This is a genomic window from Georgenia muralis (assembly GCF_003814705.1).
Lineage (GTDB): Bacteria > Actinomycetota > Actinomycetes > Actinomycetales > Actinomycetaceae > Georgenia > Georgenia muralis.
Genome location: NZ_RKRA01000001.1, coordinates 3,213,710 through 3,239,911, shown reverse-complemented (window position 1 = coordinate 3,239,911; position 26,202 = coordinate 3,213,710). Strand labels below are relative to the sequence as shown.

26 protein-coding genes and 2 pseudogenes are annotated in these 26,202 nt (G+C 74.1%); 12 read left to right on the top strand and 16 right to left on the bottom strand.

All coding sequences use genetic code 11. The features are described 5' to 3' along the window. Window positions 1-116 precede the first annotated feature (116 nt). Window positions 117-545, bottom strand: coding sequence for an NAD(+)--rifampin ADP-ribosyltransferase (gene arr / locus EDD32_RS14605; RefSeq protein WP_123918599.1), 429 nt, complete (start codon window positions 543-545; stop codon window positions 117-119). A 130-nt stretch (window positions 546-675) separates the two neighbouring features. Between arr and EDD32_RS18915 the strand changes: the two are divergent. Together EDD32_RS18915 and EDD32_RS14600 are read left to right on the top strand one after the other, a co-directional pair. After that, a pseudogene (locus tag EDD32_RS18915) lies at window positions 676-786 on the top strand (YciI family protein); the annotation flags it as partial. Continuing rightward, a pseudogene (locus EDD32_RS14600) lies at window positions 783-1,631 on the top strand (DUF6596 domain-containing protein); the annotation flags it as partial. The pseudogenes EDD32_RS18915 and EDD32_RS14600, both read left to right, overlap by 4 nt. 86 nt (window positions 1,632-1,717) lie before the next feature. Here EDD32_RS14600 and EDD32_RS19580 read toward each other — a convergent pair. The 10 genes from EDD32_RS19580 to clsA all read right to left on the bottom strand — a co-directional run bounded on the left by EDD32_RS19580 (window position 1,718) and on the right by clsA (window position 8,808). Further along, a complete protein-coding gene (locus EDD32_RS19580; RefSeq protein ID WP_123918597.1) occupies window positions 1,718-2,101 on the bottom strand; it encodes a DUF2695 domain-containing protein in 384 nt (127 codons plus the stop codon). 83 nt (window positions 2,102-2,184) lie between these two features. Continuing rightward, a complete protein-coding gene (locus EDD32_RS14590; RefSeq protein WP_170175311.1) occupies window positions 2,185-3,087 on the bottom strand; it encodes an ornithine carbamoyltransferase in 903 nt (300 codons plus the stop codon). Between the two features lie 51 nt (window positions 3,088-3,138). Beyond that, complete coding sequence (locus EDD32_RS14585) at window positions 3,139-3,660, bottom strand: MerR family transcriptional regulator (RefSeq protein ID WP_123920580.1); 522 nt, start codon at window positions 3,658-3,660, stop codon at window positions 3,139-3,141. A gap of 253 nt (window positions 3,661-3,913) precedes the next feature. Continuing rightward, window positions 3,914-4,603 carry a bifunctional nuclease family protein gene (locus tag EDD32_RS14580; RefSeq protein ID WP_123918593.1) on the bottom strand — a complete coding sequence of 230 codons (690 nt, stop codon included), beginning with the start codon at window positions 4,601-4,603 and terminating at the stop codon, window positions 3,914-3,916. A gap of 50 nt (window positions 4,604-4,653) precedes the next feature. Then, complete coding sequence (ftsR, locus tag EDD32_RS14575) at window positions 4,654-5,433, bottom strand: transcriptional regulator FtsR (RefSeq protein WP_246006147.1); 780 nt, start codon at window positions 5,431-5,433, stop codon at window positions 4,654-4,656. Beyond that, window positions 5,430-5,909, bottom strand: coding sequence for an FHA domain-containing protein (locus EDD32_RS14570; protein WP_123918591.1), 480 nt, complete (start codon window positions 5,907-5,909; stop codon window positions 5,430-5,432). Before EDD32_RS14570 ends, ftsR begins: the two co-directional genes overlap by 4 nt. 84 nt (window positions 5,910-5,993) lie before the next feature. Next, a complete protein-coding gene (locus EDD32_RS14565; protein WP_123918589.1) occupies window positions 5,994-6,848 on the bottom strand; it encodes a DUF881 domain-containing protein in 855 nt (284 codons plus the stop codon). After that, on the bottom strand, window positions 6,845-7,177 hold the full coding sequence (locus EDD32_RS14560; RefSeq protein WP_123918587.1) for a small basic family protein: 333 nt from the start codon (window positions 7,175-7,177) through the stop codon (window positions 6,845-6,847). The genes EDD32_RS14565 and EDD32_RS14560 overlap by 4 nt, the downstream gene beginning before the upstream one ends. Continuing rightward, a complete protein-coding gene (locus EDD32_RS14555) occupies window positions 7,178-8,059 on the bottom strand; it encodes a DUF881 domain-containing protein (RefSeq protein WP_123918585.1) in 882 nt (293 codons plus the stop codon). Between the two features lie 143 nt (window positions 8,060-8,202). Next, window positions 8,203-8,808, bottom strand: a complete 606-nt coding sequence (gene clsA, locus EDD32_RS14550; protein ID WP_123918583.1) for a cardiolipin synthase ClsA — start codon at window positions 8,806-8,808, stop codon at window positions 8,203-8,205. A 134-nt stretch (window positions 8,809-8,942) separates the two neighbouring features. Between clsA and EDD32_RS14545 the strand changes: the two genes are divergently transcribed. Both EDD32_RS14545 and EDD32_RS14540 read left to right on the top strand, forming a co-directional pair. Further along, on the top strand, window positions 8,943-9,536 hold the full coding sequence (locus tag EDD32_RS14545; protein ID WP_123920578.1) for a DUF4126 domain-containing protein: 594 nt from the start codon (window positions 8,943-8,945) through the stop codon (window positions 9,534-9,536). 22 nt (window positions 9,537-9,558) lie between these two features. Then, window positions 9,559-10,569, top strand: coding sequence for an LLM class F420-dependent oxidoreductase (locus tag EDD32_RS14540; RefSeq protein WP_123920577.1), 1,011 nt, complete (start codon window positions 9,559-9,561; stop codon window positions 10,567-10,569). A gap of 61 nt (window positions 10,570-10,630) precedes the next feature. Here the strand turns inward: EDD32_RS14540 and EDD32_RS19225 are convergent, their stop codons facing one another. After that, entirely contained in the window at window positions 10,631-11,416 is a 786-nt protein-coding gene (locus tag EDD32_RS19225; protein WP_211338843.1) for a ribonuclease H family protein, read from the bottom strand. 219 nt (window positions 11,417-11,635) lie between these two features. Between EDD32_RS19225 and EDD32_RS14530 the strand changes: the two genes are divergently transcribed. The 4 genes from EDD32_RS14530 (at window position 11,636) to EDD32_RS14515 (ending at window position 15,935) form a co-directional block, all read left to right on the top strand. Beyond that, a complete protein-coding gene (locus tag EDD32_RS14530) occupies window positions 11,636-13,717 on the top strand; it encodes an elongation factor G (protein WP_123918581.1) in 2,082 nt (693 codons plus the stop codon). 49 nt (window positions 13,718-13,766) lie between these two features. Next, entirely contained in the window at window positions 13,767-14,195 is a 429-nt protein-coding gene (locus EDD32_RS14525; RefSeq protein ID WP_123918579.1) for a YccF domain-containing protein, read from the top strand. Between the two features lie 59 nt (window positions 14,196-14,254). Next, entirely contained in the window at window positions 14,255-14,857 is a 603-nt protein-coding gene (locus EDD32_RS14520) for a dihydrofolate reductase family protein (RefSeq protein WP_211338842.1), read from the top strand. Between the two features lie 166 nt (window positions 14,858-15,023). Beyond that, window positions 15,024-15,935: a S1C family serine protease gene (locus EDD32_RS14515; protein ID WP_123918577.1), complete on the top strand. Its 912-nt coding sequence runs from the start codon at window positions 15,024-15,026 to the stop codon at window positions 15,933-15,935. 40 nt (window positions 15,936-15,975) lie between these two features. Here EDD32_RS14515 and pepN read toward each other — a convergent pair whose 3' ends face one another. Next, window positions 15,976-18,552: an aminopeptidase N gene (pepN, locus tag EDD32_RS14510; protein WP_123918575.1), complete on the bottom strand. Its 2,577-nt coding sequence runs from the start codon at window positions 18,550-18,552 to the stop codon at window positions 15,976-15,978. A gap of 155 nt (window positions 18,553-18,707) precedes the next feature. Here pepN and EDD32_RS14505 point away from each other — a divergent pair, with 155 nt between their 5' ends. Beyond that, the gene (locus EDD32_RS14505) at window positions 18,708-19,595 is read left to right on the top strand and encodes a universal stress protein (RefSeq protein WP_123918573.1); all 888 of its coding nucleotides are present in this window, start codon (window positions 18,708-18,710) and stop codon (window positions 19,593-19,595) included. A 119-nt stretch (window positions 19,596-19,714) separates the two neighbouring features. On the opposite strand, the gene EDD32_RS14500 is transcribed toward EDD32_RS14505, so the two are convergent. Genes EDD32_RS14500 through EDD32_RS14490 form a run of 3 tightly spaced genes read right to left on the bottom strand, consistent with a single transcriptional unit; the run spans window position 19,715 to window position 23,011 of the window. Then, the gene (locus EDD32_RS14500) at window positions 19,715-20,671 is read right to left on the bottom strand and encodes a carbohydrate ABC transporter permease (RefSeq protein WP_123918571.1); all 957 of its coding nucleotides are present in this window, start codon (window positions 20,669-20,671) and stop codon (window positions 19,715-19,717) included. Then, on the bottom strand, window positions 20,668-21,615 hold the full coding sequence (locus tag EDD32_RS14495; RefSeq protein ID WP_123918569.1) for a carbohydrate ABC transporter permease: 948 nt from the start codon (window positions 21,613-21,615) through the stop codon (window positions 20,668-20,670). Before EDD32_RS14495 ends, EDD32_RS14500 begins: the two co-directional genes overlap by 4 nt. A gap of 1 nt (window position 21,616) precedes the next feature. Then, window positions 21,617-23,011: an ABC transporter substrate-binding protein gene (locus EDD32_RS14490; protein WP_123918567.1), complete on the bottom strand. Its 1,395-nt coding sequence runs from the start codon at window positions 23,009-23,011 to the stop codon at window positions 21,617-21,619. Between the two features lie 158 nt (window positions 23,012-23,169). On the opposite strand from EDD32_RS14490, the gene EDD32_RS14485 reads away from it, so the two are divergent. Genes EDD32_RS14485 through EDD32_RS14475 form a run of 3 tightly spaced genes read left to right on the top strand, consistent with a single transcriptional unit; the run spans window position 23,170 to window position 26,187 of the window. Next, window positions 23,170-23,310 (top strand): hypothetical protein, encoded by a 141-nt coding sequence (locus tag EDD32_RS14485; protein ID WP_170175144.1) that lies wholly within the window; start codon window positions 23,170-23,172, stop codon window positions 23,308-23,310. A gap of 10 nt (window positions 23,311-23,320) precedes the next feature. After that, entirely contained in the window at window positions 23,321-24,553 is a 1,233-nt protein-coding gene (locus tag EDD32_RS14480) for a zinc-dependent alcohol dehydrogenase (protein WP_123918563.1), read from the top strand. Further along, a complete protein-coding gene (locus EDD32_RS14475) occupies window positions 24,550-26,187 on the top strand; it encodes an NAD-dependent epimerase/dehydratase family protein (protein WP_123918561.1) in 1,638 nt (545 codons plus the stop codon). Before EDD32_RS14480 ends, EDD32_RS14475 begins: the two co-directional genes overlap by 4 nt. Window positions 26,188-26,202 lie beyond the last annotated feature (15 nt).

The window sequence follows — 26,202 nt, the reverse complement described above, 5'->3', positions numbered from 1 at the left end:
GCGCCCGGCCCCGTCGCCTTCTCGTGTGCGGCGCTCCGCCATGAGCACCGGCCATCGACGATACGGACGACCCCACCGCCGAGCACGGACCACACTCGGCGTGTCGGCCGGTCGGCTCAGTCCTCGATCGCCTCGACCCCGAGCCGCTCCAGCTCCTCCAGGTGCTCCCGCATACGCTGGAGGACCTCGGGTGGGTGCCCGGCCCAGTCCGTCACCTCACCGACCACGCGCACCGGCTGCCGGGTGCGGTACGACCTCGTCGGGTTCCCCGGGAACTTCTTGTCCGTCAGGTTGGGGTCGTCCTCGATGAGGCCGGTGGGCACCACCCGGTAGATCCTGCCTCTCCCCTCGCCCACCGCCAGCTCCGCCCCCCATGTGGCCGCGTCCAGCGTCGCCGTGACATAGAGGAAGCTCGACCGTCGTCGAGCGCCGTAGTTGGAGCCGTAGCCGGGCTCCAGCACGTCACCCGGCTCGAGGTCCGCCTTCGTGCCGTGGTAGAACGGCCCGGGATCCTGGGCACCTGAGAGATCGGGTGCGCTCGCCATCCAGCACCCCCCGCTCGGTTCGTCGGCAGCGCCCGCCACCGTGCCGCCCGGCGGAGCCGTCCGCAGGGGTGGCCACGGCCCGCGTCTGCCGGAAGCCGTTCTCGTGCACGATACCCGTGGGCCGCACGGGCTGGAGCTCGCCGGCGAGCTGTCCGCGGCCCCGGGCGCCGGCGGCAAGCCGATCCACGAGTGGCTCGAGCTGCGCCCATTCCTCACGGCGCAGCCGACCGTCACGGAGTGACCGTCCGTGGACGAGGCCCTGCTGCGGAGCCTGACACCTGCCGCTCCCCGCCGCGCGACCCGAAGGCCTGGCTCGTCACCGTCGCCTGGCGCAAGTTCGTCGACGACGCGCGCGCCGAGGCCTCCCGGCGTCGACGCGAGGTCAGGGTCGACGCGGAGCCCCGGCCGGGACCCGCCGGAGGGACGGACGACACGCTCTGGCTGTACTTCCTCTGCGCCCACCCCTTCCTTGTCGCCCACCTCGGCCGTGGCGCTGACGCTCCGGGCCGTCGGCGGACTCACGACACGTCAGATCGCCCAGGCCTACCTCGTCCCCGAGACGACGATGGCTCAGCGGATCAGCCGAGCCAAACGAACGGTCGCCGGGGTCCGGTTCGACCGGCCCGGCGACCTCACCACCGTGCTGCGGGTGCTCTACCTCGTCTTCAACGAGGGCTACTCGGGCGACGTCGACCTTGCGGCCGAGGCCATCCGGCTCACCCGCCGGCTCGCCGCGATGACCGAGGACGAAGAGGTGGCGGGCCTGCTCGCCCTCATGCTGCTCCACCATGCGCGTCGGCCGGCACGGACCCGCCCGGACGGCACTCTCGTCGCGCTGCGGGAGCAGGACCGGGGCAGCTGGGACACGACGATGATCGCCGAGGGTGTCGGCGTGCTGCAGGCCGCACTCGCCCGCGACCGGCTGGACCCGCCATCCCGCGGCACACCGCGGTCCGGGCGTACCTCCACGAGCGCGACGGCGACCTGGCGGGGGTGGCCCGGCTCTACGCCGAGGCGGCTCTGCTGGGGCCCAGTCTCGCCGAGCGCGAGCACCTCACCCGCCAGGCCGCGCGGCTCCGCGCCCGCGAGCGGACCTGGGCCACCGCCGGCGGGCTACCCGCGGCGATGGCCCGCGCCCACCCTGGCCACCTTCGGCGAACCCGCCGTACCCCTCAGCGCCGACGCTCCGTCCACAGGCTGCACGGCAGGGTCGACCCGGTGCGGACGCCCCGGCAGCCGTCGACCTCAGCGGGCCACCGCGACTCCCCGGTCACCGGGTCCACCACAGGCTCGACCGTGACGTCCCAGCCGTTGAGGAAGATCTCGCAGTCGCAGTAGGCGCCACGCCGCCCCAGACGCTCGAGGAGCCGGTACGCCCGCGGCGCCCGGACCTCGCGCCAGCGGCGTGCCCACCGCAGGGAGCAGTCACACCCGAACTCCACGAGCATCCGGTTGGTGAAGCACTGCAGGCACTCCCCCGGACCCGGCTCGGTCAGGCCCTGCGCGAGCTCCGCCAGCTCGATCTCGAGCGTGCCGATCCCGTCGTCGACAGTCATGTCCCACTCCCCTGCCTCGCGGGCCCGAACCGATCGTTCGAACCTCTGTGCGAAGACTGTCAGAGGGGTCTGACATCCGGCACTCAGCCCTCCAGTGCGCGCTCGACGATCGCCGCGTGCGTGGCGGAGAGGTTGCGCTTGGCGGCGAGGGTGATGGAGCGGGGGTCGGCGAAGGCGTCCGCGGTGACCTCGTCCCCGCGCCGCACGGGCATCGCGTGCATGAGCAGGGCCTGGGGGCCGGCGATGTCGAGCATCTCGGTGGTGACGCGGTACGGCTCGAAGGAGAGCCGCCGCCGGCCGACCGAGCGTGCCGCCGCGGGCCAGGCGTCGGTGTAGACGACGTGGGCGCCCGTGACCGCCTCCTCGACGTCGTGCAGGACCCGGACGCTCCCCCGCTGGCCGCGGGCGGCGAGATCCTCACGCAGGTCCTGCTCCAGGCTGTGCCCCGGCGGGCAGAGCTGGCGCACCTCGATGGCGAAGGGCACCGTCAGCTCGGCCCACGACCGGAGCATGTTCGTGGCCTCGCCGACGAACGTCAGGACGACGTCGTCGAGGGGGCCGAGACGCTCGAGCACGCTGAACGCCTCGGAGAAGACCTCCACCGGGTGACCCGCGTCGCTCATCGCGTTGATGACCGGGACCTCGCACGCCTCGGCGAGCGCACCGAGCGCGCCGTGGGACGTGGAGCGCACGACGACGGCATCGACCGCCCCGGAGAGGATGGCGGCGGTGTCCTCGATCGGTTCGCGCTCGCCGAGCACGACCGGCAGGTCCACCCGGTGGGCGCCGACGGCGTCGATGGCGCTGTCGAAGGCGAGTCGCGTCCGGAAGGCCGGGCCGTCGAAGATCGTGGCGACCCGTCGGTCGGCGAACCGCGAGCGGCGCCGCGAACGCTGGTCCTTCCACCCCGCAGAGGCGAGCCAGAGACGTTCGAGGTCGATGCGCTGGAGGTCGAGGAGGCTCAGGAGGCTGCGGGGGTGCGGCACGCGGGACAACTTACCGCAGGGCCACCCTGGGGCCCGGGGGCACGGGAGCGCTCAGACCGCGTTGCGGGCCGCGCGGCGGCGGGCCAACTCGTCCTCGACGTCGGGGACCTCCTCGTCGTGGGCGCGCTCCGTGGGCAGCTGGGCGAGGTCGCCCTCGACCTCCCGCCACACGCGTCCGACCGCGATGCCGAAGACGCCCTGGCCGCCCTGGACGAGGTCGATGACCTCGTCGGCGGAGGTGCACTCGTAGACCGAGGCGCCGTCGCTCATGAGGGTGATCTGCGCGAGGTCCTCCACCCCGCGCTCCTTGAGCGCGGTGATGGCGGACCGGATCTGCTGGAGGGAGACCCCGGTGTCGAGCAGCCGCTTGACGACCTTGAGCACGAGGATGTCCCGGAAGCTGTACAGGCGCTGGCTGCCCGAGCCCTTGGCGCCACGGATGCTCGGCTCGACCAGTCCGGTGCGGGCCCAGTAGTCGAGCTGGCGGTAGGTGATGCCCGCAGCGCGGCAGGCGGTCGGCCCGCGGTAGCCCGTGTCCTGGTCGAGGTCGGGCAGGGTGTCCCCGAAGAGCATGCCCTGGGCGCGCTGGGGGACGCCGGGGACGGCGCCGGCCGTCGCATCAGTGCCGCTCACAGGGATCTCCGTTCGTCCGCGGCCCCGGGTGACGCTCGCATCTCGAGGGTACCGCTGCCTCACTTGCCGATACACACACGCTATGACCGGGGAGAGGGCTGGTCAACGAGGCTGGCCGCGCGCCGCGTCAGGCGTGTCGGCCGGGCGAGTCTGACTCTCGACCAAACGTTGAGTCTTGCCAGCCCGGGTCCGGTCATCCCGCTCCTGGTGCGCGCGGCGGTCCGGCCTCGGGGCCGGGCCCGTCCGCGTCGTCGTCCCAGGTCACCGGCCCGGGAGCGTCCCCGTCCGGTCCAGGAGCGTCGTCCGGTCCAGGAGCGTCGTCCGGCCCAGGGGCGTCGTCCGGCCCAGGGGCGTCGTCCGGCCCGGCGCCCGGTTCGCCCTCGCCGGCCGGCCGGCCGAAGTCCTCCGGCTCGACCTCGGCGAGGAAGGCGCGGAACTCCTCCATCTCGCTGGCCATCTCGCCCTGGTCCTCGGCCGTCTCCAGCCCGGCGTCGGCGACCGGCACGCCCGCCACCTCGAGGAGGTCGTCCTCGCACAGCACCGGGCAGTGGACCCGCAGGGCCACGGCGATGGCGTCCGAGGGCCGGGCGTCGACCACCTGTCCCGCCGAGAGGACGAGCTCGGCGTGGAAGATGCCGTCGACCACCCGGGTGACCCGCACCTCCACCACGGTCGCGCCGAGGGTCTGCAGGATCGAGACGAGGAGGTCGTGGGTCAGGGGACGCGGGGGGACCAATCCGGCCTGCGCCGAAGCGATGGCCGCGCCCTCACGGGGACCGATGACGATGGGCAGCACCACGGTTCCGCCGGGCTCGCCCAGGACGACGACGACCTCGTTCCCCGGGACGCTCACCCGCACGCCGAGCACCACCATCTCGCGCATGCGGCCAACGGTACGACGGCCCGGGACGCGGCGCGCAGCGAATGACCCGCTCAGCCGAGCTGGTCGACCGCCGCCCGCACGAGCTCGGCGTGCAGCGTGGCGTAGAGCTCGGCCAGCTCGGCGGCCTGCGCCGCACCGCGCTCGCGTGCCGCACCCGAACGCTGCGCCCGGAGGGGGGCGACCACCTGGTCGATGAGGTCCGCCTCGCGCTCGGCCGCGGTGCGGACCGAACGCAGGTGGCGGGGGCTGATGCCGTGCCGCGCGAGCGAGAGGGCGGCCTGGACCACCTGGACCGAGCGTCCCGGGAACCGGCCCCGGGCGTCGGCGATGATGAGGCCCGCCGAGGCCATCTCGTCCACCTCGGCCTCGCCGGCACCGGTGAGCTCACAGATCTCCGCGGCGCTGACCCGCGCCCCGGCGGCCGGTGCCACGAGCTCGCCGTCACGGGTGACGACGCGGGCGTGGGAGGGGTGCTCGACGCTGCGTCCGGCGTCGAGGTCGGCGAGCTGGTCACGGATGACGCGCAACGGCAGGTAGGAGTCGCGCTGCGCCGTCAGGGCGTACCGCAGCCGCTCGACGTCGGCACGGGAGTACTTGCGGTACCCGGACCCGGTGCGCCGCGGGGTCACCAGGCCCTGCTCCTCGAGGAAGCGCAGCTTGGAGACCGTCACCGCCGGGAACTCGGGCTGGAGGACGGCCAGCACCGCGCCGATGCTCATGGTCGCCTCGTGGGAGACGCCCTGGGGCCAGGTCTGCTCCCGCGCCGGCGCGCCCGGGTGGTCCTCCCGGCGCGGCCCGGCGGCCGCGGCGGGTCCTGCGGCGGGGCTCACCGGGCGTCTGCGCCGTCGCCGCGCTGGGGGCTGGGGTGGTAGGTGAGTCGGTACTTGCCGATCTGGACCTCGTCGCCCGCCCGCAGGGTCGCGGTGTCGATCCGCTCACGGTTGACGTACGTGCCGTTGAGGCTGCCGACGTCGCGCACGACGAACCCGCCGTCGACGGCGATGAACTCGGCGTGCTTGCGCGAGACGGTGACGTCGTCGAGGAAGATGTCCGAGCTCGGGTGCCGCCCGGCGGTGGTGCGCTCGGCGTCGAGGAGGAACCGGGCGCCGGCGTTGGGGCCCCGCTGGACGATGAGCAGCGCGGAGGCCGGCGGGAGCGCCTCGACCGCCGCGGCGTCGTCGGGGTTGAGCCCGCGGCTCAGCAGCTCGGTGTCGGGCTCGTGGCCCACGGCTCCGAACCGGGCGGTCGTGGTCACGTCCGGGCGGTCCGCGGGCTCACGGCCGGGCTGCTCCGGGGTGCTGGTCATGTACCTGCCTCCTGGTGGTCCTGGGCGCTCGCCCGCTGTCTCCTCCCCCACTCTAGAGGTCCGTGACCGACCTGTGACCACCGCTCACCCCGTCGGCGCGGCCGGTTCGGCGAACTCGGGCTCGTCGAGCGTGCGGACGGCGGTGATCTCGACCTCCTCGACCTCGCGCAGCACGACGGTCGCACCCGCCGCCCGGACCGTGGCGAGCGCACCACCGGGGATCCCCAGGGCGACCGAGACGACGTCGGGGTCCCCGATCGCCGTCCAGGTCCAGGGCTGCTCGAGGGCGACGCCGTCGACGACGATGCCGTCCTCGCCGTCGAGGATCCAGCTGCTGGCGGTCAGCCGCTGCCCGGAGAGCTCCACGGCCTCCACGCCGGCGTTGCGCATCTCCTCGAGGATCGTCACGAGGTGCTGCGCGCGGACGCCGTCCTCGGGGTCGCGGATCGTCAGCACCACCCCGGGCCCGCGCACCGGCAGGGTGCCGGCCAGCACACCCTGCACCCGGGCCTGCTCCTCGGCGGCCTCCTGGGCCGCCTGGCGCGAGCTCGTGCTCGAGCGCAGCTCCGCGAGGTCCTGGCGCAGCCCCTCCTGCTCGTCGGTGAGCTCGGCGTTGCGCTGGTTGAGGTCGTCGAGCAGCCGGACGAGGTCGTCCTGACGCATCCCGGTGAGCACGTCGTCCTGGGTCTGGCTCACCTGGGCGACCACGGCGAAGCCGAGGGCCACGCACAGCAGCGCGCCGACGACGTGCGTCGGGCTCCACCGGGGAACCAGCAGGGCCCGGGCGCCACGGGCGCCCGCCCGGGCGGGAGCGGCGTGGCCCTGTCCCGCGTCGCCGGCCACCCGCTCGGGGCCACCGTCGGCGCCGCCCTGCGACCGGCCCGCCGCCTGGTCCGGCGCCCGGTCCGGACGGTTCTCCCCGTGCCTGGTCGTGCTCATGCCTTGAAGACGTGACGGCGGATCGCCGCGGCGTTGGAGAAGATGCGGATCCCGAGGACCACGACGACGGCGGTGGTCAGCTGCGCCCCGACGCCGAGCTGGTCGCCGAGGAAGACGATGAACCCGGCCACGAGGACGTTGAAGACGAACGAGACCACGAAGACCCGGTCGTTGAAGATGCCGTCAAGGCCGGCGCGCAACGCCCCGAAAAGGGCGTCGAGGGCAGCGACGAGCGCGATGGGCAGGTAGGGCTGGAGCCACAGGGGCACGGTGGGGTCCATGAGCACCCCGGCGACGACCCCCACGACCAGTCCGATCAGCGCTAGCACTCAGTCTCCCTCTTCGTCGGTGGGACCCGGGCGCCCCTGCGTCGGCGCCCCCGGTGATTGTGCCCCGACGTCGGAGGCCGCGGTGGCCTCACCGCCGAGCGGTTCGGCGTACCTCAGCTCCGACAGGGTCGGCGCGGAGAGGACGAGCTCGCCGGCGACCGTGATCTCCGAACGGATCCCGAAGCTCGAGCGGAGCACACCGAGGTGGGCCCCGGCCACCGTGCGCGCGAGCCGGGTCTGCAGCTCCACGGGGTCGCCGACGACCTCCACCGTGTACGGGGAGGCCACGGGGGCGAGGTTGACGAGGATCGTCTGCCCCGCCGCGCGGATCGCGCTCGTCGAGCTCAGCCGCTGGCCGTCGACGGCGATCGCCTCCGCGCCCGAGGCCCAGAGGCCGTTGACGAGGACCTGGAGGTCGATGTCCTTGACCCGTTCCTCCTCCGTGCCGGCCTCGCCCGCCTGCGCCGCCTCGGAGTCGGTGAGCTCGACGACGATCCCCGGTCCGGAGACCCGGGACATCCCGGACGCCACCCCCAGCACCGCGAGCTCATCCAGCAGCTCCTGGTCGGCGCCCTCGAGCGCGGCGGCGCGCAGCTCCTCGATCTCGATCTGCCGGCTCTCGTTGGCGGCCTGCAGCTCGTCACCGACGGCGCGGCGCTCGACGATCTGGTCGAGGAGCACGGTGCGGGCGGTCACCGTGCCCTCGGGGGCCCGCAGCTCGCGGGCCGACCACACGGCACCGGCGCCGATGACGATCGCCGCGACCACCACGATGACCTGGCGCCACGTGAGCGGGCGGCCCGGCCCGGACTCCGGGCTGCGGGGTGCGGTGCGGTAGCCGGCGTCGAGCGGGTTGTCGAGCAGCTCGCGCAGGAGCGACATGGACTCGTCGGGGCGGCGCGGCGGCGGGGGTGACGCCGCCGGGCGGTGCGCCGACGGCCCCGTCCGGTGCGCCGACGGCCCCGTCCGGTGCGAGGACGGCCCCGCGCGGTGCGGCGCCGGGTCCGTGCGGTGGGCGGGTGCGTTCACGCGGCCCGGTCCTCACGCACGATGCGCACCACCTGCTCGAGGTAGAGCAGCGCCGCGAACCAGTACAGGCCCACGCCCCACAGCGCCGACGCCCAGCCGACCGTGCTGGCGACGTCTCCGAGCGTGCCGGGGCGGCCCGCGAGCAGCAGGAGGGGGAAGGAGTACATGAGCGCGAAGGTGCCCGCCTTGCCCGCGAGGTGGACGGGCAGCGGCCCGTACCCGTGGCGGCTGAGCGTGGGGATCATCCCCGCGAGGAAGACGTCGCGGGCGGCGATGACCAGGACGAGCCACCACGGCACGACCTCGCGCCACCCAAGACCGATGAGGGTGACGAAGATGTAGAGCCGGTCCGCGGCGGGGTCGAGGAGCTGACCTACGCGGCTGGTCTGGTCGAACCGGCGGGCGATGACGCCGTCGAGCCAGTCGCTGGCACCGGCGACGACGAGGACGACGATCGCCGCGACGTCACGACCGGTGAAGATCAGCACCGCGAAGACCGGCACGAGGAGCAGCCGCACGCCCGAGATGGCGTTGGGCACGGTCCAGACCCTCTCGCTCGGGGCGGCGGTCCGAGTCCGCTCCCGGGGGGCCTGGCTGCTCACCCGCCCAGCCTACGCAGCCGCCCCGACGCCCCGGGCCCGGACGAGGCCGCCGGACCGGGACGAGACCGTTCCGTGACCACGCCCCCCCGGCGGCGACGCCGCGGTCGTGGGACGCTGACGACGTGCTCGAGCTGATGACCGGGTCCGGGATGGCGATGGCCGCCGGCCTCAACGCCTACGTGCCGCTGATCGCCCTCGGGCTGCTCTCACGCTTCTCCGACCTGCTCGCCCTCCCGGCGGGGTGGTCGTGGCTGGAGTCGACCCCGGCGCTGGTGGTGCTGGGCGTCCTCCTCGTCGTCGAGGTCGTCGCCGACAAGATCCCCGCGGTCGACTCGGTGAACGACGTCATCCAGACGGCGGTGCGCCCGACCGCCGGGGGGATCGTCTTCGCCGCGGGCTCCGCGTCGCAGACCCAGGCCGTGCCCGACCCCTCGACCCTGCTGCAGGACTGGCAGTGGGTGCCGGTCGTGCTGGGAGTGCTGCTGGCGCTGACGACCCACGCCGCGAAGTCCCTGTCCCGCCCGGTGGTCAACACCGCGACCGCCGGAGTCGGCGCGCCGGTCGCCTCCACCGTCGAGGACGTCTCCGCGGTCGGCCTGGTGCTCGTGGCCGTGCTCGTCCCCGTCCTCGTGACGGTGCTGGCGGTCGTGGTCCTCGTCCTGGCGGTCCTGGCGGTGCGCAGGTGGCTCGCCGCCCGCTCGCGCGCGAGGCACGAGGCCCCCCTCTAGGGTTGGCGTCATGGCTGATCACATGCGGTTCGGGATGTTCATCCCGCAGGGCTGGCGCTTCGACCTCGTCGGGATCGACGAGTCGCAGCACTGGAACGTCATGTCCTCCCTCGCCAGGCGCGCCGACGACGGCGGCCTGTGGGAGTCGGTGTGGGTGTACGACCACTTCCACACCACCCCCGTGCCCAGCGAGGAGGCGACGCACGAGGCCTGGTCCCTCATGGCGGGCCTCGGCGCGGTGACCGACCGGGTCCGGATCGGGCAGATGTGCAGCTGCATGAGCTACCGCAACCCCATGTACCTGGCCAAGGTGGCGGCGACGGTCGACCACATCAGCGGGGGCCGCCTGGAGATGGGGATCGGCGCGGGGTGGTACGAGCACGAGTGGCGTGCCTACGGCTACGGCTTCCCGTCCGCGGGCGAGCGGCTGGCGCGGCTCGACGAAGGTGTGCAGATCTTCGAGCAGGCGTGGCGCACGGGCTCGGCCACCCTCCACGGCAAGCACTACGACGTCGACGGCGCCCTGTGCTTCCCCCTGCCCGTCCAGCCCGGCGGGATCCCGCTGTGGATCGCCGGCGGCGGGGAGAAGGTCACGCTGCGCATCGCCGCCCAGCACGCGCGGTACACCAACTTCGACGGGACCCTCGAGGGCTTCACCCGCAAGAGCGAGATCCTCGCCGAGCACTGCGCCGTCCAGGGCACGGACTTCGACCAGATCGTCCGCTCGGCGAACTACAACGTCACGATCGGACGCACCGAGGCGGACGTGGCGGCCAAGCTCGACGAGCTGGCCGCCCGGCTCGCGCCCCACCTGGGCGCCGATGACCTCGAGCGGCAGCTCGCGGGCTTCCGGGACCTGCCGGCCTTCGGCACTCCCGAGCAGATCGTGGAGAAGCTCCTGGCGCTGCGCGAGGCCGGCATGACCTACGGGATCTTCTACTTCCCGGACGCGGCCTACACCACGGAGAGCATCGAGCTCTTCGAGCACGAGGTGATGCCGGCCCTGGCCGGGGTGCGCTCCTGGGAGGACTGAGCGAGCTCGTCGCCCGCGGGTAGCGCGTGCTCGCCCCCGCGGGCGGCGAGCCAGGGCACGGCTACCCGCGGGCGGCCCGCGCGGCGGCGTTGGCGAGGGCGTCGGCACGCTCGTTGTGCTCGTCGCCGGCGTGGCCGCGCACCCACTCGAAGTCCGTCCGCCCCTCGCGGGCCTCCAGGGCGACGAGGATGTCCTGGACGATCTCGAGGTTCTCCGGGACCTTGCCGTCCCCCTTGCGCCAGCCGCGCCGCCGCCAGCCGACCGCCCATCTCGTGGCGATGTTGATGACGTACTGCGAGTCCGCACGGACGAGGAGGTCGCCCTCGGGCCCGGCGTGGCGCAGCGCCTCGCGCAGCGCGAGCAGCTCGCCGATGTTGTTGGTGCCGTGGGCCAGCCCGCCCGAGCCGGTCTCCCCCGTGGTCTGGTCCACCCACGCCCACCCCGTCGGGCCCGGGTTGCCCAGCGCCGAGCCGTCGGTGGCCACCACGCGGTCGTGACCGTTCGGCCGCGTCGCACCGTCCGCCGGGACGGCGCCGCGTGCCGGCGCCCCGCCGCTCGCCCCGGCGGTGCGCGCCGCTCCGCGCCCGGCGGCGGGCGCTCCCGCGCCACCGGGGGCGCGGGTGAGCCCTCGCCCGGCCAGGAGGGCGGTGACCCGCTCGGTGTGCCACACGAAGAACCCTGTGCCGTCGCGGAGCGTCGCCTCGCGGGCGAGCCCGTCGGTCACCGCGTCCTCGCTCGCCCGGGCGCCTTCCTTCAGCCCGAGGGCGGCGAGGTGGGTGCCCACCTGCCGCGCGGTGAGCGCGTACGCGGCACCCAGCTCCGTCTGCGTCGACCAGGTCCCTGCCACGTCCACCCCTTCTGTCGCGCCCGCGGACGCGGCCGGCCGGGGACCACTGTGCAACGCCGGACGGTCCACCCCGAAACCGGACACGCCCGGCGCGGCCGGTCCGGGCACCCGGCGCGGGCTGTACACCGGCCGGCGCAGTACGAAGTGGGATCTTCGTCACATACCCCCGGCCCCCTCGGCGCTACGATCGCAGCCACAGACCCAGAGCCGGGAGTGAGCATGGACGACGTCGTCACCTCAGCCATCCGCAACGTGGTCCTGGTCGGCCACGCGGGCAGCGGCAAGACCTCCCTCGCCGAGGCGTTGCTCTTCCGTGCCGGCGCGACGGCCCGCCTGGGGCGCGTGGACGACGGCACCTCGCTGCTCGACGCCGACCCCGAGGAGACCCGGCGCCACCAGACCCTCTCGCTCGCCCTGGCGGCCGTGCCGTGGACGACCGCGAACGGCGAGACCTGCAAGATCAACCTCCTGGACACCCCCGGCCACGACGACTTCACCCAGGTGGTCGACACGGCGCTCGAGGTGGCCGACCTCGCCGTCGTCGTCGTCTCCGCGGTGGAGGGCGTCCAGGCGGGCGACGAGCGGGTGTGGGCCCGCTGCCGGGAGCTCGGCCTGGCCCGGATGATCTTCGTGACCAAGGAGGACAAGCCCAGCGCGGACTTCGAGTCCGTCCTGGCCGACCTGCGCGCCCGCCTGGGCGAGCGGCTGTTCCCCCTCGAGCTTCCCATCGGGGAGCAGCAGGACTTCCGCGGCGTCGCCGACGTGCTCTTCGACATCGCTCACCTCTACGACGCCGAGGGGCACGAGACCACCGCGCCGGTACCCGCCGACGTCGAGGAGATCGAGCGGATCCGCCACGAGGAGCTCGTCGAGGAGGTCGTCAGCGGCGACGACGACCAGCTCGAGCGCTACCTCTCCGGCGACGAGCCGGCCCCCGCGGACGTCGAGCGCACCCTGCGCCGGGCAGTCGGGGCCTCGGCGATCTTCCCGGTCCTCGTGGGTTCGGCCACCACCGGCGCCGGGGTGGACCGGCTCGGGGACTTCATCTGCGAGATCGGCCCCTCGCCGGACATGCACCCCACCGAGGTCCTCGTCGGCGGCGAGCCCACCGCGGTGCCGGCCGACCCCGGCGGGGAGCCCCTCGTCCACGTCTTCCGCACCGTCGCCGACCAGTTCGTCGGGCAGATCTCGCTCCTCAAGGTCCTCTCGGGGACCGTGCGCGGCGACGAGCGCCTCACCAACACCTCCACCGGCGCGGACGAGCGGCTCCACGGCCTGTTCACCCTGCGGGGGCGCGAGCACCTGGACGTCCGCTCGGTCGTGGCCGGCGACCTCGCCGCCGTCGCCAAGCTCGGTGACTCCCCCACCCGTACCCTCCTGGCCCGGCCCGGCCGTCCGGTGGCCCTGCCGGCCCGGCCCACCCCCGAGGCGGGCTACACCCTCGGGGTGCGCCCGCTCACCCAGTCCGACGACGACAAGCTCACCGACGCCCTGCGCCGCCTCGCCGCCGAGGACCCGGCGCTGACCGTGACCCAGGACGAGGAGTCGGGGCAGACCCTGCTCACCGCGGTCGGGGACACCCACCTGGCGGTCGCGCTCGAGCGCCTCGAGCGCAAGTTCGGCGTGCGGGTCGAGACGGAGGACGTCAAGGTCGCCTACCGCGAGACCATCGCGGGGCCGGTCGAGGTGGAGGGCAAGCTCAAGAAGCAGTCCGGCGGGCACGGCCAGTTCGCCGTGGTGCGCCTCGTGGTCTCCCCCGCCGAGCGTGGCACGGGCCTGGTCTTCATCGACTCCATCGTCGGCGGTGCGATCCCGCGCAACTACCTGCCCGCCGTCGAGCACGGGGTGCAGGACGCCCTCCTCGCGGGCGGGCCGAACGGGCACCGCCTGACCGACCTGCGCGTCGAGTGCGTCGACGGCAAGTACCACTCGGTCGACTCCTCCGACATGGCGTTCCGGACCGCCGCGGGCCTGGGCGTGGCCCAGGCGCTGCAGCAGGCCGGCTCGCTCGTGCTCGAGCCGGTCTCCGCCGTCACGGTCACGGTCCCGGTCGCCAGCCAGGGCGACGTCCTGGCGGACCTGGCCGGCCGGCGCGGACGCGTCGTGGACACCGGCACCGGCGCCGACGGCGAGGGCGTCATCGAGGCCCACGTGCCCACCGCCGAGCTGCGCCGCTACGCCATCGACCTGCGGGCCCTGACCGGCGGCCGCGGCACCTACCGGGCGGTGCACGACCACTACGACCCCGTGCCCGCCCACCTCACCGCCGCCACCCGCACGACGGTCGGGGCCGCCCGCTGAGGAGCCGGCACCTCCCCGTCCGGCGCGCGGGTGTGGCAACCTCGTAGCCATGTCCGCTCTGCTCAACGTCGTCTGGCTCCTCTTCGGCGGTCTGTGGCTCGCCCTCGGCTACGTGGTGTTCGGGATCGTCGCGTGCCTCTTCATCGTCACCATCCCCTTCGGGGTGGCCTCCTTCCGGATGGCCTCGTACGCCCTGTGGCCGTTCGGCCGCATGGTGGTGGCCAAGCCGGGCGCCGGGGCGGGGTCGGCGGTGGCGAACGTCGTCTGGTTCGTCGTCGCCGGGGTGTGGCTGGCGATCGGGCACATCACGACCGCCGCCGCGCAGGCCGTGACGATCGTCGGCATCCCGCTGGCCCTGGCGAACCTCAAGATGCTGCCGGTCACGGTCGTGCCGTTCGGCAAGCGCATCATCCCCTCGGACCAGTACGTGCCCGAGGGCTGGGTGGCCGTGCACCGGGTGCAGCGCGGCGGCCGCTGACCGCAGGGCGCGCCCGCCAGGAGCGGGCCGAGGGTTCCCGCCACGAGAAGGAGGAGACCGTGCGCACGCTGATCATGGCCGGGTTCGTGACCCTCGACGGCGTCATACAGGCACCGGGCGGCCCGGGCGAGGACACCGAGGGCGGCTTCCCGTTCGGCGGGTGGCAGGTCCCGTTCGCCGACGACGAGCTCGGCACCATCGTCGGTGACTACTTCCGCTCGGCGTCCGCGCTCCTCCTGGGCCGCCGGACGTACGACATCTTCGCGGCGTACTGGCCCGGCCAGGCCGAGGCCGGTGACCAGTTCGCCGCATCACTGGGTCGGATGCCCAAGTACGTGGTCTCCCGGACGCTGACCGACGCGACGTGGGAGAACACCACGGTCCTGCGCGGTGAGGCCCACGACGTCGTCGCGGAGCTGAAGCAGGGCGGCGACGGCGAGATCCTCATCCAGGGCAGCAGCCGGCTCCTCCAGCACATCCACGACCTGGTCGACGAGTACCGCCTGTTCACCTACCCGGTGGTGCTGGGCCGCGGCAAGCGGATCTTCGCCGACGGGGCGCCCGCGCGGACGCTGCGGGCCGTCGAGACCCGCGCGACCGCGGGCGGCGCCGTGTACACCGCCTGGGTCCCTGCCGGCGAGGTCCGCACCGGCTCGTTCTGACGGCGACCGCTCCCCGGGCCGGCTCCCTCCGACCCGCCCCCGGCCGGCCGCCTCGCGGACCCGGTGACCGCACCTCGGACCGCAGCGTCGCCGGGGTGGATAAGCCCCGGGCGAACACGGGTATCGCACCGTGGCCCGGCGGCGTTGCGCTGTCGTGGACGAGGCCATGGACGCCTACTCCCGGGTGGTCACGACGGTCGCTGCGGCGCTCGCGCCGTCGGTGCTGTCCGTGCGGGTGCACGGCCGCCGCGGCGGCGGCGCCGGCTCCGCCGTGGCGCTCTCCGCCGACGGCCTGCTGCTCACCAGCGCCCACGTGGTCGAGGGTGTCCGTGGCGGCGGGGTCGTCGCGGCCGACGGCGAGGAGTCGCCCTTCGACGTCGTCGGCACCGACCGGCTCTCGGACCTGGCGGTCCTGCGCACCCGGGACGGCCTCTCGCCGCCGGCGGTGCTCGGGGACGCCGACACGCTGCAGGTGGGCCAGCTCGTCGTCGCGGTCGGTAGCCCGCTCGGCCTCGCCGGGTCGGTCACCGCCGGTGTCGTCAGTGCGCTCGGCCGCTCCCTGCCGGTCCGCACCGCCTACGGCGCCCACTCCATCGACGACGTCATCCAGACCGACGCCGCGCTCAACCCCGGCAACAGCGGCGGGGCGCTGGCGGACTCCGCCGCGCGGGTGGTGGGGGTCAGCACGGCGGTCGCCGGCGTGGGGCTCGGCCTCGCCGTGCCGGTCAACCCCACGACGCGGCGGATCCTCGACGAGCTCGTCCGCACCGGCCGGGTGCGCCGGGCCTGGCTCGGCGTCGGCGGGGTCACCGCGCCGGTACCGCCCGCTCTCGCCGGCCGGCTGGGCCGGCGCACCGGCCTGCACGTGCGGGAGGTGGTCCCCGGCGGTCCGGCCGCCGCCGCGGGCATCTACCTGGGCGACGTCGTCATCAGCGCGGGCGGGCGGCCCGTCAGCACCGCCCAGGACCTTCAGCGACTCATGCTCGGCACCGCGGTGGGCCGGGACCTGCCGGTGACCGTCTTCCGGCGCGGCGCCCTGGTCGACGTCGTGGCCACCCTGGCCGAGCTCGCCGTCTGACCGGGCCGGGCCTCGCCGTCCGGCCGGGCGGGGCAGGGACTCAGCGGTCCTGACCCGCCCGCTGGGCGCGCAGCGACCGCAGGAGGTGGTCGCGCTCCTCCAGCACCAGGCGACGCAGGGCGGCGGGTGCGTCGGCGTTGTCCTCGAGCCACCGGGTCGTCCGCGCGGCCACGGGGTGGTCGGCAGGGTCGCCGTCGCCGGCGTCCTGGTGGCCGGGGTAGAGGCCCTGGACGAGCCGGTCGGCGATCTCGATGCTGTGCTCGGCCCAGAGGGTGCGCAGGGCGGCGAAGTACCGCTCGGTCAGGGGCGCCGTCAGCTCGGGGTGGAGCGGCTGGCCGTACCCCTCCAGGGTGGCGTCCACCTGGTCGTTCGTCAGCGCGCCCGGGAGCAGCAGGGTCTCGAGGGCCGTCTCGCGCACCTGCGGTTCCGGCAGCGCGGAGAGCGCGGCGAGGTGGCGGGTGGCCCCGTCGGCGGTCGCGTCGCGGGCCAGCTCGGCGTCAAGCTCGGCACGGTTCGCGCACCCGGTCGCGGCCAGGGACTGCCACATCGCCCACCGCAGCTCCGGGTCGAGCGGCAGGCCGGGCACGGTCCCGGCGAGGACCTCGCGAGCACGCCCCGCGGCGGCCGGGACCGTGGCGACGGCCGCGGCGAAGGCGCGCGCCCAGATGAGCTGGTCGTCCGAGCCGGGCGCCGCCGCACGCAGGTGCTCCCATGCGCCCGCGCACAGGCGCTCCCGCTCGTGGCGGCGGCGCGGGGCCGGGACGTAGCGCTCGACGGCGGTCCGGGCGTTGGCCGTGAGGCCGGTGAGGACAGCGGTGTCGCTCTCGGCCGCGCCGTGGGCGAGGACCGCGGTGAGGTAGTCCGCGGCGGGCAGCCGGGCGTCCCGGGTGGCGTTCCACAGCGCCGACCAGACCAGCGAGCGGGGCATGGCGTCGGGGATCGCACCGACGTGGGCCAGCGCCGTGGCGGCGGACCGCTCGTCCAGCACGACCTTGGCGTAGGTGAGGTCGTCGTCGTTGACGACCACGAGGTCCGGTACCGGCGCCCCCACGGCCCCGGCCACCTCCGTCACCGCGCCGGTGACGTCGACCTCGTACCGGGCGGTCCGCACGAGGACGCCGTCGGCCAGGCCGTAGAGCCCCACGGCGAGGCGGTGCGGCCGCAGCACCGGTGAGCCGGTGCGCGGGTCCGTGCCCCGCTGGTGGACCGTGAGCCGCTCGATGCGGCCGTCCCGGGCCTCGACCTGCGCCCGCAGCTCCGCCGTGCCGGCGGTCTGCAGCCACAGCCGCGCCCACTCCCCCAGGTTCCGGCCCGACGCCGCCTCGAGCGCCCCGAGGAGGTCCGCCAGCGTCGTCGCGGCGTAGGCGTGGTCACGGAAGTAGCGGCGCGCGCCGTCGAAGAACGCCTCCACCCCGACGTAGGCGACGAGCTGCTTGAGGACGGCGGCGCCCTTGGCGTAGGTGATGCCGTCGAAGTTCTGCTTGGCCGCCTCCAGGTCCGGGATGTCCGCCACCACGGGGTGGGTGGTCGGGAGCTGGTCCTGGGTGTAGGCCCAGGCCTTGCGCCGGTTGGCGAAGGCCACCCACGCGTCGGTGTGCTCGGTGGCGGCGACCGAGGCGTGGGAGCCCATGTAGTCGGCGAAGGACTCCTTGAGCCACAGGTCGTCCCACCACCGCGGGGTGGCGAGGTCGCCGAACCACATGTGGGCCATCTCGTGCAGGATCGTGTTGGCCCGGCCCTGGTACTGGTGACGGGTGGCGGCGGAGCGGAAGACGTAGCGCTCGGTGAACGTCACGCACCCCGGGTTCTCCATGGCGCCGAGGTTGTACTCGGGGACGAAGACCTGGTCGTACTTGCCCCACGGGTACGGGAAGGCGAACGCGGAGTGGTAGAAGTCCAGGCCCTGCCTCGTCACGGTGAGGACCCGGTCGGCGTCGAGGTGCGGGGCGAGGGAGGCGCGGCACAGCACGCCCAGCGGGACGCGCAGGCCGTCCGGGGACTCCCACACGTCGCGCACGTGGTGGTAGGGCCCGGCGACGACGGCGGTGAGGTAGGACGACAGCGGCGGGGTGGGGGCGAACGTCGTCCTCGTCAGGCCGTCCCCCACCGGCTCGGACCCCACGGCCGGCTGGTTCGACAGGACCAGCCACGGGGCCGGCGCCGTCACCGAGAAGGTGAACCGGGACTTGAGGTCGGGCTGCTCGAACGTGGCCAGGACCCGGCGGGAGTCGGCCGGCTCGTACTGGGTGTAGAGGTAGGTCTGCCCGTCGACCGGGTCGACGAAGCGGTGCAACCCCTCGCCCGAACGGGAGTAGGCGCCGCGGGCGACGACGGTGACCACGTTCTCCGCCGCGAGCGGTGCGAGGTGGATGCGCGCGCCGTCGAAGCACGCGGCCGGGTCGAGCTCGGCGCCGTTGAGGACCACCCGCTCCACGACCGGGCCCAGGAAGTCCAGGAACGTCGCGCCGGTCGTGGCCTCGAAGGTCACGGTCGTGGTGGTCCCGAAGGTCTCGGCGTCACCGGCGAGGTCGAGGTGGACCTGCGTCGTCGCCACCCGCAGGTGCGCCGAGCGCTCCTGCGCCTCGGCCCGGGTCAGGTTCTGGGTCGCTGCGCTCACCGGGGCACTCAACCACCTCCGGCGGTCCCGCGGCCAGGCGGGACGTTCGTCCGAGGGCGTCGTGCACGGGTGTGGGACGCTGGGTGGACCACAGGGTGGTTCGCCCCGGTTCCGGGTGCCGGCCGCGACGGGGCGCGCCGGAGAAGGGGTGCGTCATGACGTCCACCGAGATCCCCCGAGGAAGCGTCGTCGTCGGTGTCGACGGCTCGCCCCGCGCCCGGCACGCCGCCGAGGTCGCGACGAACGAGGCCGCCCGGCGCGGCGCCGGGCTGCACCTGCTCTACGCGTTCCCCCCGCTGCCGTCGGGCGCGGACTTCGACGTCATGCCCGTCGTGGACCTGCTCGCCGGTGGCGGGAAGCTGGTGGACGACCTCGCCGCCGAGGTCGCCGCGGCGCACCCCGAGCTCGCGATCACCACGTCCGTCCACCTCGGTGCGCCGGCCGTCGAGCTCGTCGCGGCGTCGGAGGACGCCGCGCTCGTCGTCGTCGGGGCACGTGGCCTCGGGCGCCTGGCCGGACCCCTGCTGGGCTCGGTGTCGCAGAAGGTGGCCGCGCACGCCCACGGTCCGGTCCTCGTGGTGCGGGAGGAGGCCCGGGACACGGACGGGCCGGTGGTCGTGGGCATCGACCCGGCCGACGGCTCCCCCGAGGCGATGGCCTTCGCCATGGCGGAGGCCCGGCGCCGGGGCGTCGGGGTCCGGGTGATCCACTCGCGCTACCGCGAGGCCGTGACCGGGGAGTACTTCGACTCCTTCGCGATGCAGACCCTCGCCGACCTCGACGAGCGTGCGGAGCAGGCGGTCCGCGACGCGGTCGCGTCGTGGACCGAGCACTACCCCGACGTCGGAGTCGAGCTCGTGCAGGTGCCCGAGCACCCGGTGGACGCACTCGCGGCCGAGGCGGGGACCGCCGGCGTCGTCGTCGTGGGCAGCCGCGGCCGCGGGGGGCTCGCCGGGCTGCTGCTGGGCTCGGTCAGCCGCGGGGTGCTCCACCGCGCGCCGCTCGTCGCCGTCGTCCGGGCCGGTCACGCGACGACGGGCTGAGAGGGCCGGCCGTGCCGGCGGCACCGGCGACGGGACGCGGCGGCGGCACGGGCGACGGGACGCGGCGGCGGCACGGGCGACGGGACGCGGCGGCGGGACGGGCGTCCCGTCGCCGCGGCTCAGCCCTTGGAGCCGGTCGTCGCGATGCCCTCGACGAAGTGCCGCTGACCGAGGAAGAACAGGATGATCATGGGCACCGTCGTGATGACGGAGGCGGTGACGATGATCTCCCAGTGCCAGTTCCCGCCGAAGCCGAACTGGTCGAGGAGCGACTTCAGCCCGCGCGGGATGGTGAACTTGTCGGAGTCGCGCAGGTAGATGAGCGGACGCATGAGGTCCGTCCAGGCCGCCTGGAACTCGAACAGCAGCGTCACCACCAGCGCCGGCTTCGTCAGCGGCATCGCGATGCGGCGGAAGATCGCCCAGTTGCCCGCACCGTCGAGCTTCGCCGCCTCGAAGAGCTCGCGGGGCAGTCCGAGGAAGAACTGGCGCAGCAGGAAGATGTAGAAGGCGCTGCCGAAGAGGTTGCCGGCCCACAGCGGGGTGAGCGTGTTGACCTGGCCGAGCGAGTTCCAGATGAGGAACGTGGGGATCATCGTCACCGCGCCGGGCAGCATCATCGTGGCCAGCACGAGGCCGAACAGCGGCCCGCGCCCGGGGAAGCGGAAGTAGGCGAACCCCCACGCGACCATCGCGCTGGAGACGGTCACCGTCACGGCCGCGAGGACCGTGACGAGGACGGTGTTGCCCAGCCACAGGAGCATCGGCGCCTCGGCCCACACGTTGACGTAGTTCTCGAGCGTGGGCGTCAGGGGGATGATGCGGTTGTCGAAGACCTCGCCCTGCGGCTTGAGCGACGCGCTCACCAGCCAGACGAACGGGTAGACGAAGACACCGGTGAGCGCGACGAGGGCCATGACGACGACGACCCGGCCGGGCCCCCACCGCCGCCCGCCGCCCGCGGGCCGTGCGGCCCGCGGCGGCGGGGTGGGCAGCGGCCCGGTGGGCCCGCCCGGGGTGAGGTCGACGCCGCGGGCGGCAGCGGCCGGACGGGCGGTGTCGGTGGAGGCGCTCATCGCTGCTCCCCCTCGAGGTAGACCAGCCGGCGGGAGACCCGCAGCTGGATCACGGTGATGACCATGATGATGACGAAGAGCACCCAGGCCATCGCCGAGGCGTAGCCCATGTTGAGGAACTGGAACGCCTGCTGGAACAGGTAGATCGAGAAGAACAGGGCCGCGTCGTTGCTGTAGGTGGAGTTGCCCGAGCCGAAGAACGCCGTGTACGTCTCGGTGAAGGTCTGGAACGCGGCGATCGTGTTGACGACCGTGACGAAGAACAGGGCCGGGGAGATCATCGGCAGCGTCACGCTCCACGTCCGCTGCCACGGCCCGGCACCGTCGACCCGGGCGGCGTCGTAGAGCTCGGTGGGGACGTTGCGCAGGGCGGCGAGCAGGATGATGACGGAGCCGCCCACCGACCACAGGCTCATGACGATGATGGCGGGCTTGACCCAGTTCGGGTCCGTGGTCCACGACGGCCCGTCGATCCCGAAGAAGCCGAGCACCTCGTTGATGAGGCCGTTCTGGCCGTTGAAGATCAGCAGGAGCAGCACCCCGACGGCGACCGGCGGGGTCATGTTGGGCAGGTAGAACGCGGTGCGGAAGAACCCCGCCGCGCGGCCCGCCTGGTTGAGCAGCATGGCCAGGCCGAGGGAGACCAGGACGTACGCCGGCACCTGGATCACCGTGTAGAAGATCGTGTTGCGCAGCGACAGCGCGATCTTGTCGTCCTCGAGGAGCGTGCGGTAGTTCTCCAGGCCGATGAAGCTCGGGTCGTTGAGGACGTCGTAGTCGGTGAGCGACAGGTACGCCGAGTACAGCAGCGGCCAGGCGGTGAAGACGAGGAAGCCGACCGCCCACGGACTGATGAAGAGCAGGGCCGCGCGCAGGTCCCGACGCTGGGAGCGCGTCGAGACCTGCGCGCGGACCCGGGCGAGCGGCCCGGTGAGGGCGGTCATGTCAGCCCTCGCCGTCGTCCCAGGCCGCCCACCGCTCGTCGAGGGCCGCCTGCGCCTCCTCCTGTGCCTGGGCGAGGGAGTCGGCCGGCTCGGCCTGGCCGTTGAGGACCCGGTTGACCGCGTCCTGCCAGGCCGTCTTGAACTCGGCGTCGGCGGGGTTGGCCGGCAGGGAGAAGGTGTTGTCGTTGGCCTCGTACATCGCCTCGACGGCGCTGTCCCAGACCTCCTCCCCGCTGGGCTCGACGAGCTCGGCGACGGCGTCGTCGGCGGCCTGGTTGCCGGTGAGCAGCCCGGTGAAGGGCTTGCCCTCGCCGTCGCGGATCGACTTGCGCTCCTCGGCGGCGGCCACCCACGCGTCGACCTCGGTCATCGCACGGGCCCAGCGGCACGCGGCGGCGGGGTTCTCGGTGTCGGCCGGGATCGCCCAGGCCGAGCCGGAGGCGTAGGCGACGGGTGCGCCGTCGTGGTCGCGCACCGTGTCGAAGACGAGCGGGGCGTCGGGCGAGACGTCGTTGAGGACGTTGACGTACCACTGCTCCATCGGCATCGCCCCGAGGGTTGCGGAGGCGAACTGGTTGCCGGAGCCGAAGAAGTCGGCGGAGTCGCGCACGGCCTTCACGGCCGGGAAGCCGCCCTGGGCGTCGTAGATCCCCACGGCCCACTCCAGCGCCTCGACGACGGCGGGGTCGTCGAGCTGGGCGGTGCGGCCGTCCTCGGAGATGAGGTCGGTGCCGTTGACGTGGGCCCACAGCGGGAGGAACTCCGGGAGCTTGGAGTCGTAGCCGATGACTCCCGCCCCCGGGTCGGCCAGCGCCTCGCTGGCCGACGTCACCGCGTCCCAGTCGGAGCCGTTGACGTCCTCGACGCTCAGACCGGCGGCCTCGAGGAGCTCGGAGTTGGCCATGGTGAGCTGGACGGAGTTGAACTCCGGGATGCCGTAGACCTCCCCGTCGAAGGTGACCTGTTCGAGGGCGGGCTCACGGAAGTCCTCGGTGCGGATGCCCTCGCCCTCGATGCAGCCGGTGAGGGGGATGATCGCGCCCCGGGAGGCGAACGTGCCGATCTGGTCGCGGTTGGCGTAGATGAGCTCGGGCGGCTCCCCGGAGGCGACCGCGGAGAGGAACTGCTGGATGTCGAGGTCACCTTCGGTCAGCGAGACCTCGACGTCGCCGAGGATCTCCTCGGCGCGCTCCATCCGCACGGTCGCGACCTCGTCCCCGGCGCCGAAGCCGAGGATGTCGAGGCTGCCCGAGAGCTCGGCCTCGGGGTCGAACTGGCCGGCGTCGTCGCCGGTGGGCGCGGGGTCCTGGTCGTCGCCGCCGCTGCCCTGTGCGCAGGCGGCCAGCGTGAGCGCGAGCGCCGCGGTCAGCGACGTCGCGGTGAGGTGGTGACGCATGAGTCTGTCTCCTTCGATCCGGCAAAGCTCGCTTCGACGGACGTCGATGTGCCCTGAAGGTAGGACGCTTCCCCGCGCGCTGCGACCCGAACGGTCATCCGGTGCCGGACCACCGCCCCGAGATGCGCGCCGAGGGTGCCGGTGCCACCGTGATGATCATGAGCACACCATCGGAGCAGCCGTACGACCCCACCACCGACCCCGACGCCGACCCCGGCAGCCTGACCTCGCGCGAGGCGGCCGACCAGCCCGACCAGGCCGAGGGCGAGGACGACCCCGCCGAGACCGGCGGAAGCTGACCCTCCGCCGATGCGCGCACTGACCTGGCAGGGCAAGGAGGACGTCCGGGTCGAGGACGTCCCCGACCCGAGGATCGTCGAACCGACCGACGCCGTCATCCGAGTGACGTCCACGGCGATCTGCGGCTCGGACCTGCATCTCTACGACGTCTTCGGCCCCTTCCTGGACGCCGGCGACGTGCTCGGCCACGAGCCGATGGGCGTCGTCGAGGAGGTCGGGCCCGAGGTCGCGCACATCCGCCCGGGCGACCGTGTCGTCGTCCCCTTCAACGTCTCGTGCGGCCGGTGCTGGATGTGCACCCGCGGCCTGCAGAGCCAGTGCGAGACCACCCAGAACCACGAGCACGGCACGGGCGGGTCGCTGCTGGGCTACACCAAGCTCTACGGGCAGGTCCCCGGCGGGCAGGCCGAGTACCTGCGCGTGCCCCAGGCGCACTACGGCCCGGTCCCGGTCCCCGACGACGGCGAGCCGGACGAGCGCTACCTCTACCTCTCCGACGTCCTGCCCACCGCGTGGCAGGCGGTCGAGTACGCCCAGGTGCCCCCCGGCGGGTCGGTCGTGGTGCTCGGGCTCGGACCGGTCGGCCAGATGGCCGCCCGGGTCGCCCGCCACCGCGGGGCGGAGCTGGTGGTCGGGGTCGACCTCGTCCCCGAGCGTCTGGCGATGGCGCGCCGGCACGGCGTGGACACCCTGGACCTGCGCGAGGTCGACGACCTCCCCGACGCCGTCCGGGCCCTCACCGGTGGTCGCGGGCCCGACTCCGTCATCGACGCCGTCGGGATGGAGGCTCACGGCTCGCCCGTCGCCGAGGCGCTGCACGCCGGGGCGAACCTCCTGCCCGACGCCCTCGCCCGGCCGGTGTTCAAGAAGCTGGGGGTGGACCGCCTCGCGGCCCTGCTCACCGCGATCGAGCTGGTGCGGCGCGGTGGGACGCTCTCCGTCTCCGGGGTCTACGGCGGCGCCCGCGACCCCCTGCCGATGCTGCAGCTGTTCGACAAGCAGGTCACCGTGCGGATGGGACAGGCCAACGTGCGCCGCTGGGTCGACGACCTCCTCCCGCTCGTCTCCGACGCCGCCGACCCGCTCGGCGTCCTCGACCTGCGCACGCACCGCATCGCCCTCGAGGACGCCCCGTACGGGTACGAGATCTTCCAGAAGAAGCTCGACGGCGCGATCAAGGTCGTGCTCGACCCGACCCTGCCGGCGCGCCGTACGGGCACCGACGGGGGCACGGGCGCATGAGGGTCGTCGTCGTCGGGGCGACCGGCAACGCCGGCACCGCCGTCCTGCGCGCGCTGCGGGCCGAGCCGGCGGTCACCTCCGTGCTGGGCCTGGCGCGCCGGCTGCCGGACCGGACGGCCGAGCCCTACGCCGACGCCGAGTGGGCCACGGTCGACGTCGGCGCCCCGACCGCCGGCCCCGGTGAGGAGGACGCGCTCGTCACCCGGCTTGCCGCCCACCTGGCGGGCGCGGACGCCGTCATCCACCTCGCCTGGCTGATCCAGCCCAACCACGAGCGGGAGGTTCTGCGCCGCGCGAACGTCGCCGGCACCCGCCGGGTGGCCGAGGCGTGTGTGCGGGCCGGCGTCGGGCACCTCGTGTGCGCCTCCTCGGTGGGCGCGTACTCCCCCGTCGACGACGACGTCCCCCGCGAGGAGTCCTGGCCGACCGGCGGGATCCCGACGTCCCACTACTCCGTGGACAAGGTCGCGCAGGAGCGGGTCCTGGACAAGGTGGCCGCCGCCCACCCCGACCTGGTCGTCTCGCGCCTGCGACCGGCCCTGATCTTCCAGGACGACGCCGGCGCCGAGATCGTGCGCTACTTCCTCGGTCCACTCGTCCCCGCCGGGCTGCTGGCTCCGGGCCGCCTCCCCGTGCTGCCCCTGCCGGCGGGGCTGCGCCTCCAGGTCGTCCACGCCGACGACGTCGCCCGCGCCTACGTCCAGGTGGTCGTCCGGCGTGCGCCGGGGGCCTTCAACGTGGCCGGCGAGCCGGTCCTGCGCGCGGCGGACCTCGCCCGAGTGGTCGACCACGGCCGGCTCGTCGAGGTGCCGCCGGCCGCGCTGCGACGCGTCCTCGCCCTCGCCTGGCAGACCCGCCTGGTCCCCACCGACGCGGGCTGGCTGGACATGGGCATGGGCGTCCCCCTGATGTCCACCGACCGTGCCCGCGACGTGCTGGGCTGGCGGCCGCAGCACGACGCCGCCGCCACCCTCGCCGAGCTGCTGGAGGGCATGGCGGCCGGCCACGGCACGGCCAGTCCGCCGATGCGTCCCGCCGGCGTCCCCGACACCCCCACCGCGCCGGCGCCGTCCGGCGCGAGCACGTCCCTCGGAGGAACCATGGGCCCGCACGTCCCGCACCGCCTCGACGACGGGCTCCTCGGCCTCTACCTCTCCGACCACCTCACCGGCGCCACCGGCGGGCTGAACCGGGCCCGGTTCATGGCCGAGCACTACGCGGACACCGCCCTCGCGCCCGACCTGCGGCGCCTGGTCACCGAGCTCACGGAGGAGGTCGACGTCCTCACCACGGTCATCGACGGGCTCGGCCTGCCGCGCCGCCGCTACCGTCAGGCGGCCGCGTGGGCCGGCGAGCGGGTGGGCAGGCTCAAGCTCAACCGCCGGGTGCTCTCCCGCTCCCCGATGACGCCGCTGCTCGAGATCGAGCTCTTCCGCGGTGCCGTCATGGGCAAGCTCGGGCTGTGGCAGGTGCTCTCCCACCACGCGGCGGACCTCGGGCTGACCGCCGCCCGGTTCGACGCCCTCGCGCAGCAGGCCCGGGACCAGGCGGAGATGTTCGACCGGCTCCACGCCCGCGTGCGGACCGAGGCCTTCGTGCGGGGGGACGAGGTCGACGCCGGCACCGGTCGCTAGGGCCGCCGCGGCTCG

Excerpts from the sequence above, each read along its gene's own strand:
- EDD32_RS14565 (WP_123918589.1), bottom strand. The coding sequence starts at position 6,848 with ATGAGCACGACCAGGCACGGGGAGAACCGTCCGGACCGGGCGCCGGAC.
- EDD32_RS14545 (WP_123920578.1), top strand. The coding sequence starts at position 8,943 with ATGACCGGGTCCGGGATGGCGATGGCCGCCGGCCTCAACGCCTACGTG.
- EDD32_RS19580 (WP_123918597.1), bottom strand. The coding sequence starts at position 2,101 with ATGACTGTCGACGACGGGATCGGCACGCTCGAGATCGAGCTGGCGGAG.
- EDD32_RS14555 (WP_123918585.1), bottom strand. The coding sequence starts at position 8,059 with ATGTCGCTCCTGCGCGAGCTGCTCGACAACCCGCTCGACGCCGGCTAC.
- EDD32_RS14500 (WP_123918571.1), bottom strand. The coding sequence starts at position 20,671 with ATGAGCGCCTCCACCGACACCGCCCGTCCGGCCGCTGCCGCCCGCGGC.
- EDD32_RS14475 (WP_123918561.1), top strand. The coding sequence starts at position 24,550 with ATGAGGGTCGTCGTCGTCGGGGCGACCGGCAACGCCGGCACCGCCGTC.
- EDD32_RS14585 (WP_123920580.1), bottom strand. The coding sequence starts at position 3,660 with ATGCTCTTCGGGGACACCCTGCCCGACCTCGACCAGGACACGGGCTAC.
- EDD32_RS14540 (WP_123920577.1), top strand. The coding sequence starts at position 9,559 with ATGCGGTTCGGGATGTTCATCCCGCAGGGCTGGCGCTTCGACCTCGTC.
- arr (WP_123918599.1), bottom strand. The coding sequence starts at position 545 with ATGGCGAGCGCACCCGATCTCTCAGGTGCCCAGGATCCCGGGCCGTTC.
- EDD32_RS14505 (WP_123918573.1), top strand. The coding sequence starts at position 18,708 with ATGACGTCCACCGAGATCCCCCGAGGAAGCGTCGTCGTCGGTGTCGAC.
- EDD32_RS14525 (WP_123918579.1), top strand. The coding sequence starts at position 13,767 with ATGTCCGCTCTGCTCAACGTCGTCTGGCTCCTCTTCGGCGGTCTGTGG.
- EDD32_RS14570 (WP_123918591.1), bottom strand. The coding sequence starts at position 5,909 with ATGACCAGCACCCCGGAGCAGCCCGGCCGTGAGCCCGCGGACCGCCCG.
- EDD32_RS14490 (WP_123918567.1), bottom strand. The coding sequence starts at position 23,011 with ATGCGTCACCACCTCACCGCGACGTCGCTGACCGCGGCGCTCGCGCTC.
- EDD32_RS14515 (WP_123918577.1), top strand. The coding sequence starts at position 15,024 with ATGGACGCCTACTCCCGGGTGGTCACGACGGTCGCTGCGGCGCTCGCG.
- EDD32_RS14480 (WP_123918563.1), top strand. The coding sequence starts at position 23,321 with ATGCGCGCACTGACCTGGCAGGGCAAGGAGGACGTCCGGGTCGAGGAC.
- EDD32_RS14495 (WP_123918569.1), bottom strand. The coding sequence starts at position 21,615 with ATGACCGCCCTCACCGGGCCGCTCGCCCGGGTCCGCGCGCAGGTCTCG.
- EDD32_RS14485 (WP_170175144.1), top strand. The coding sequence starts at position 23,170 with ATGAGCACACCATCGGAGCAGCCGTACGACCCCACCACCGACCCCGAC.
- EDD32_RS14530 (WP_123918581.1), top strand. The coding sequence starts at position 11,636 with ATGGACGACGTCGTCACCTCAGCCATCCGCAACGTGGTCCTGGTCGGC.
- EDD32_RS14580 (WP_123918593.1), bottom strand. The coding sequence starts at position 4,603 with ATGCGCGAGATGGTGGTGCTCGGCGTGCGGGTGAGCGTCCCGGGGAAC.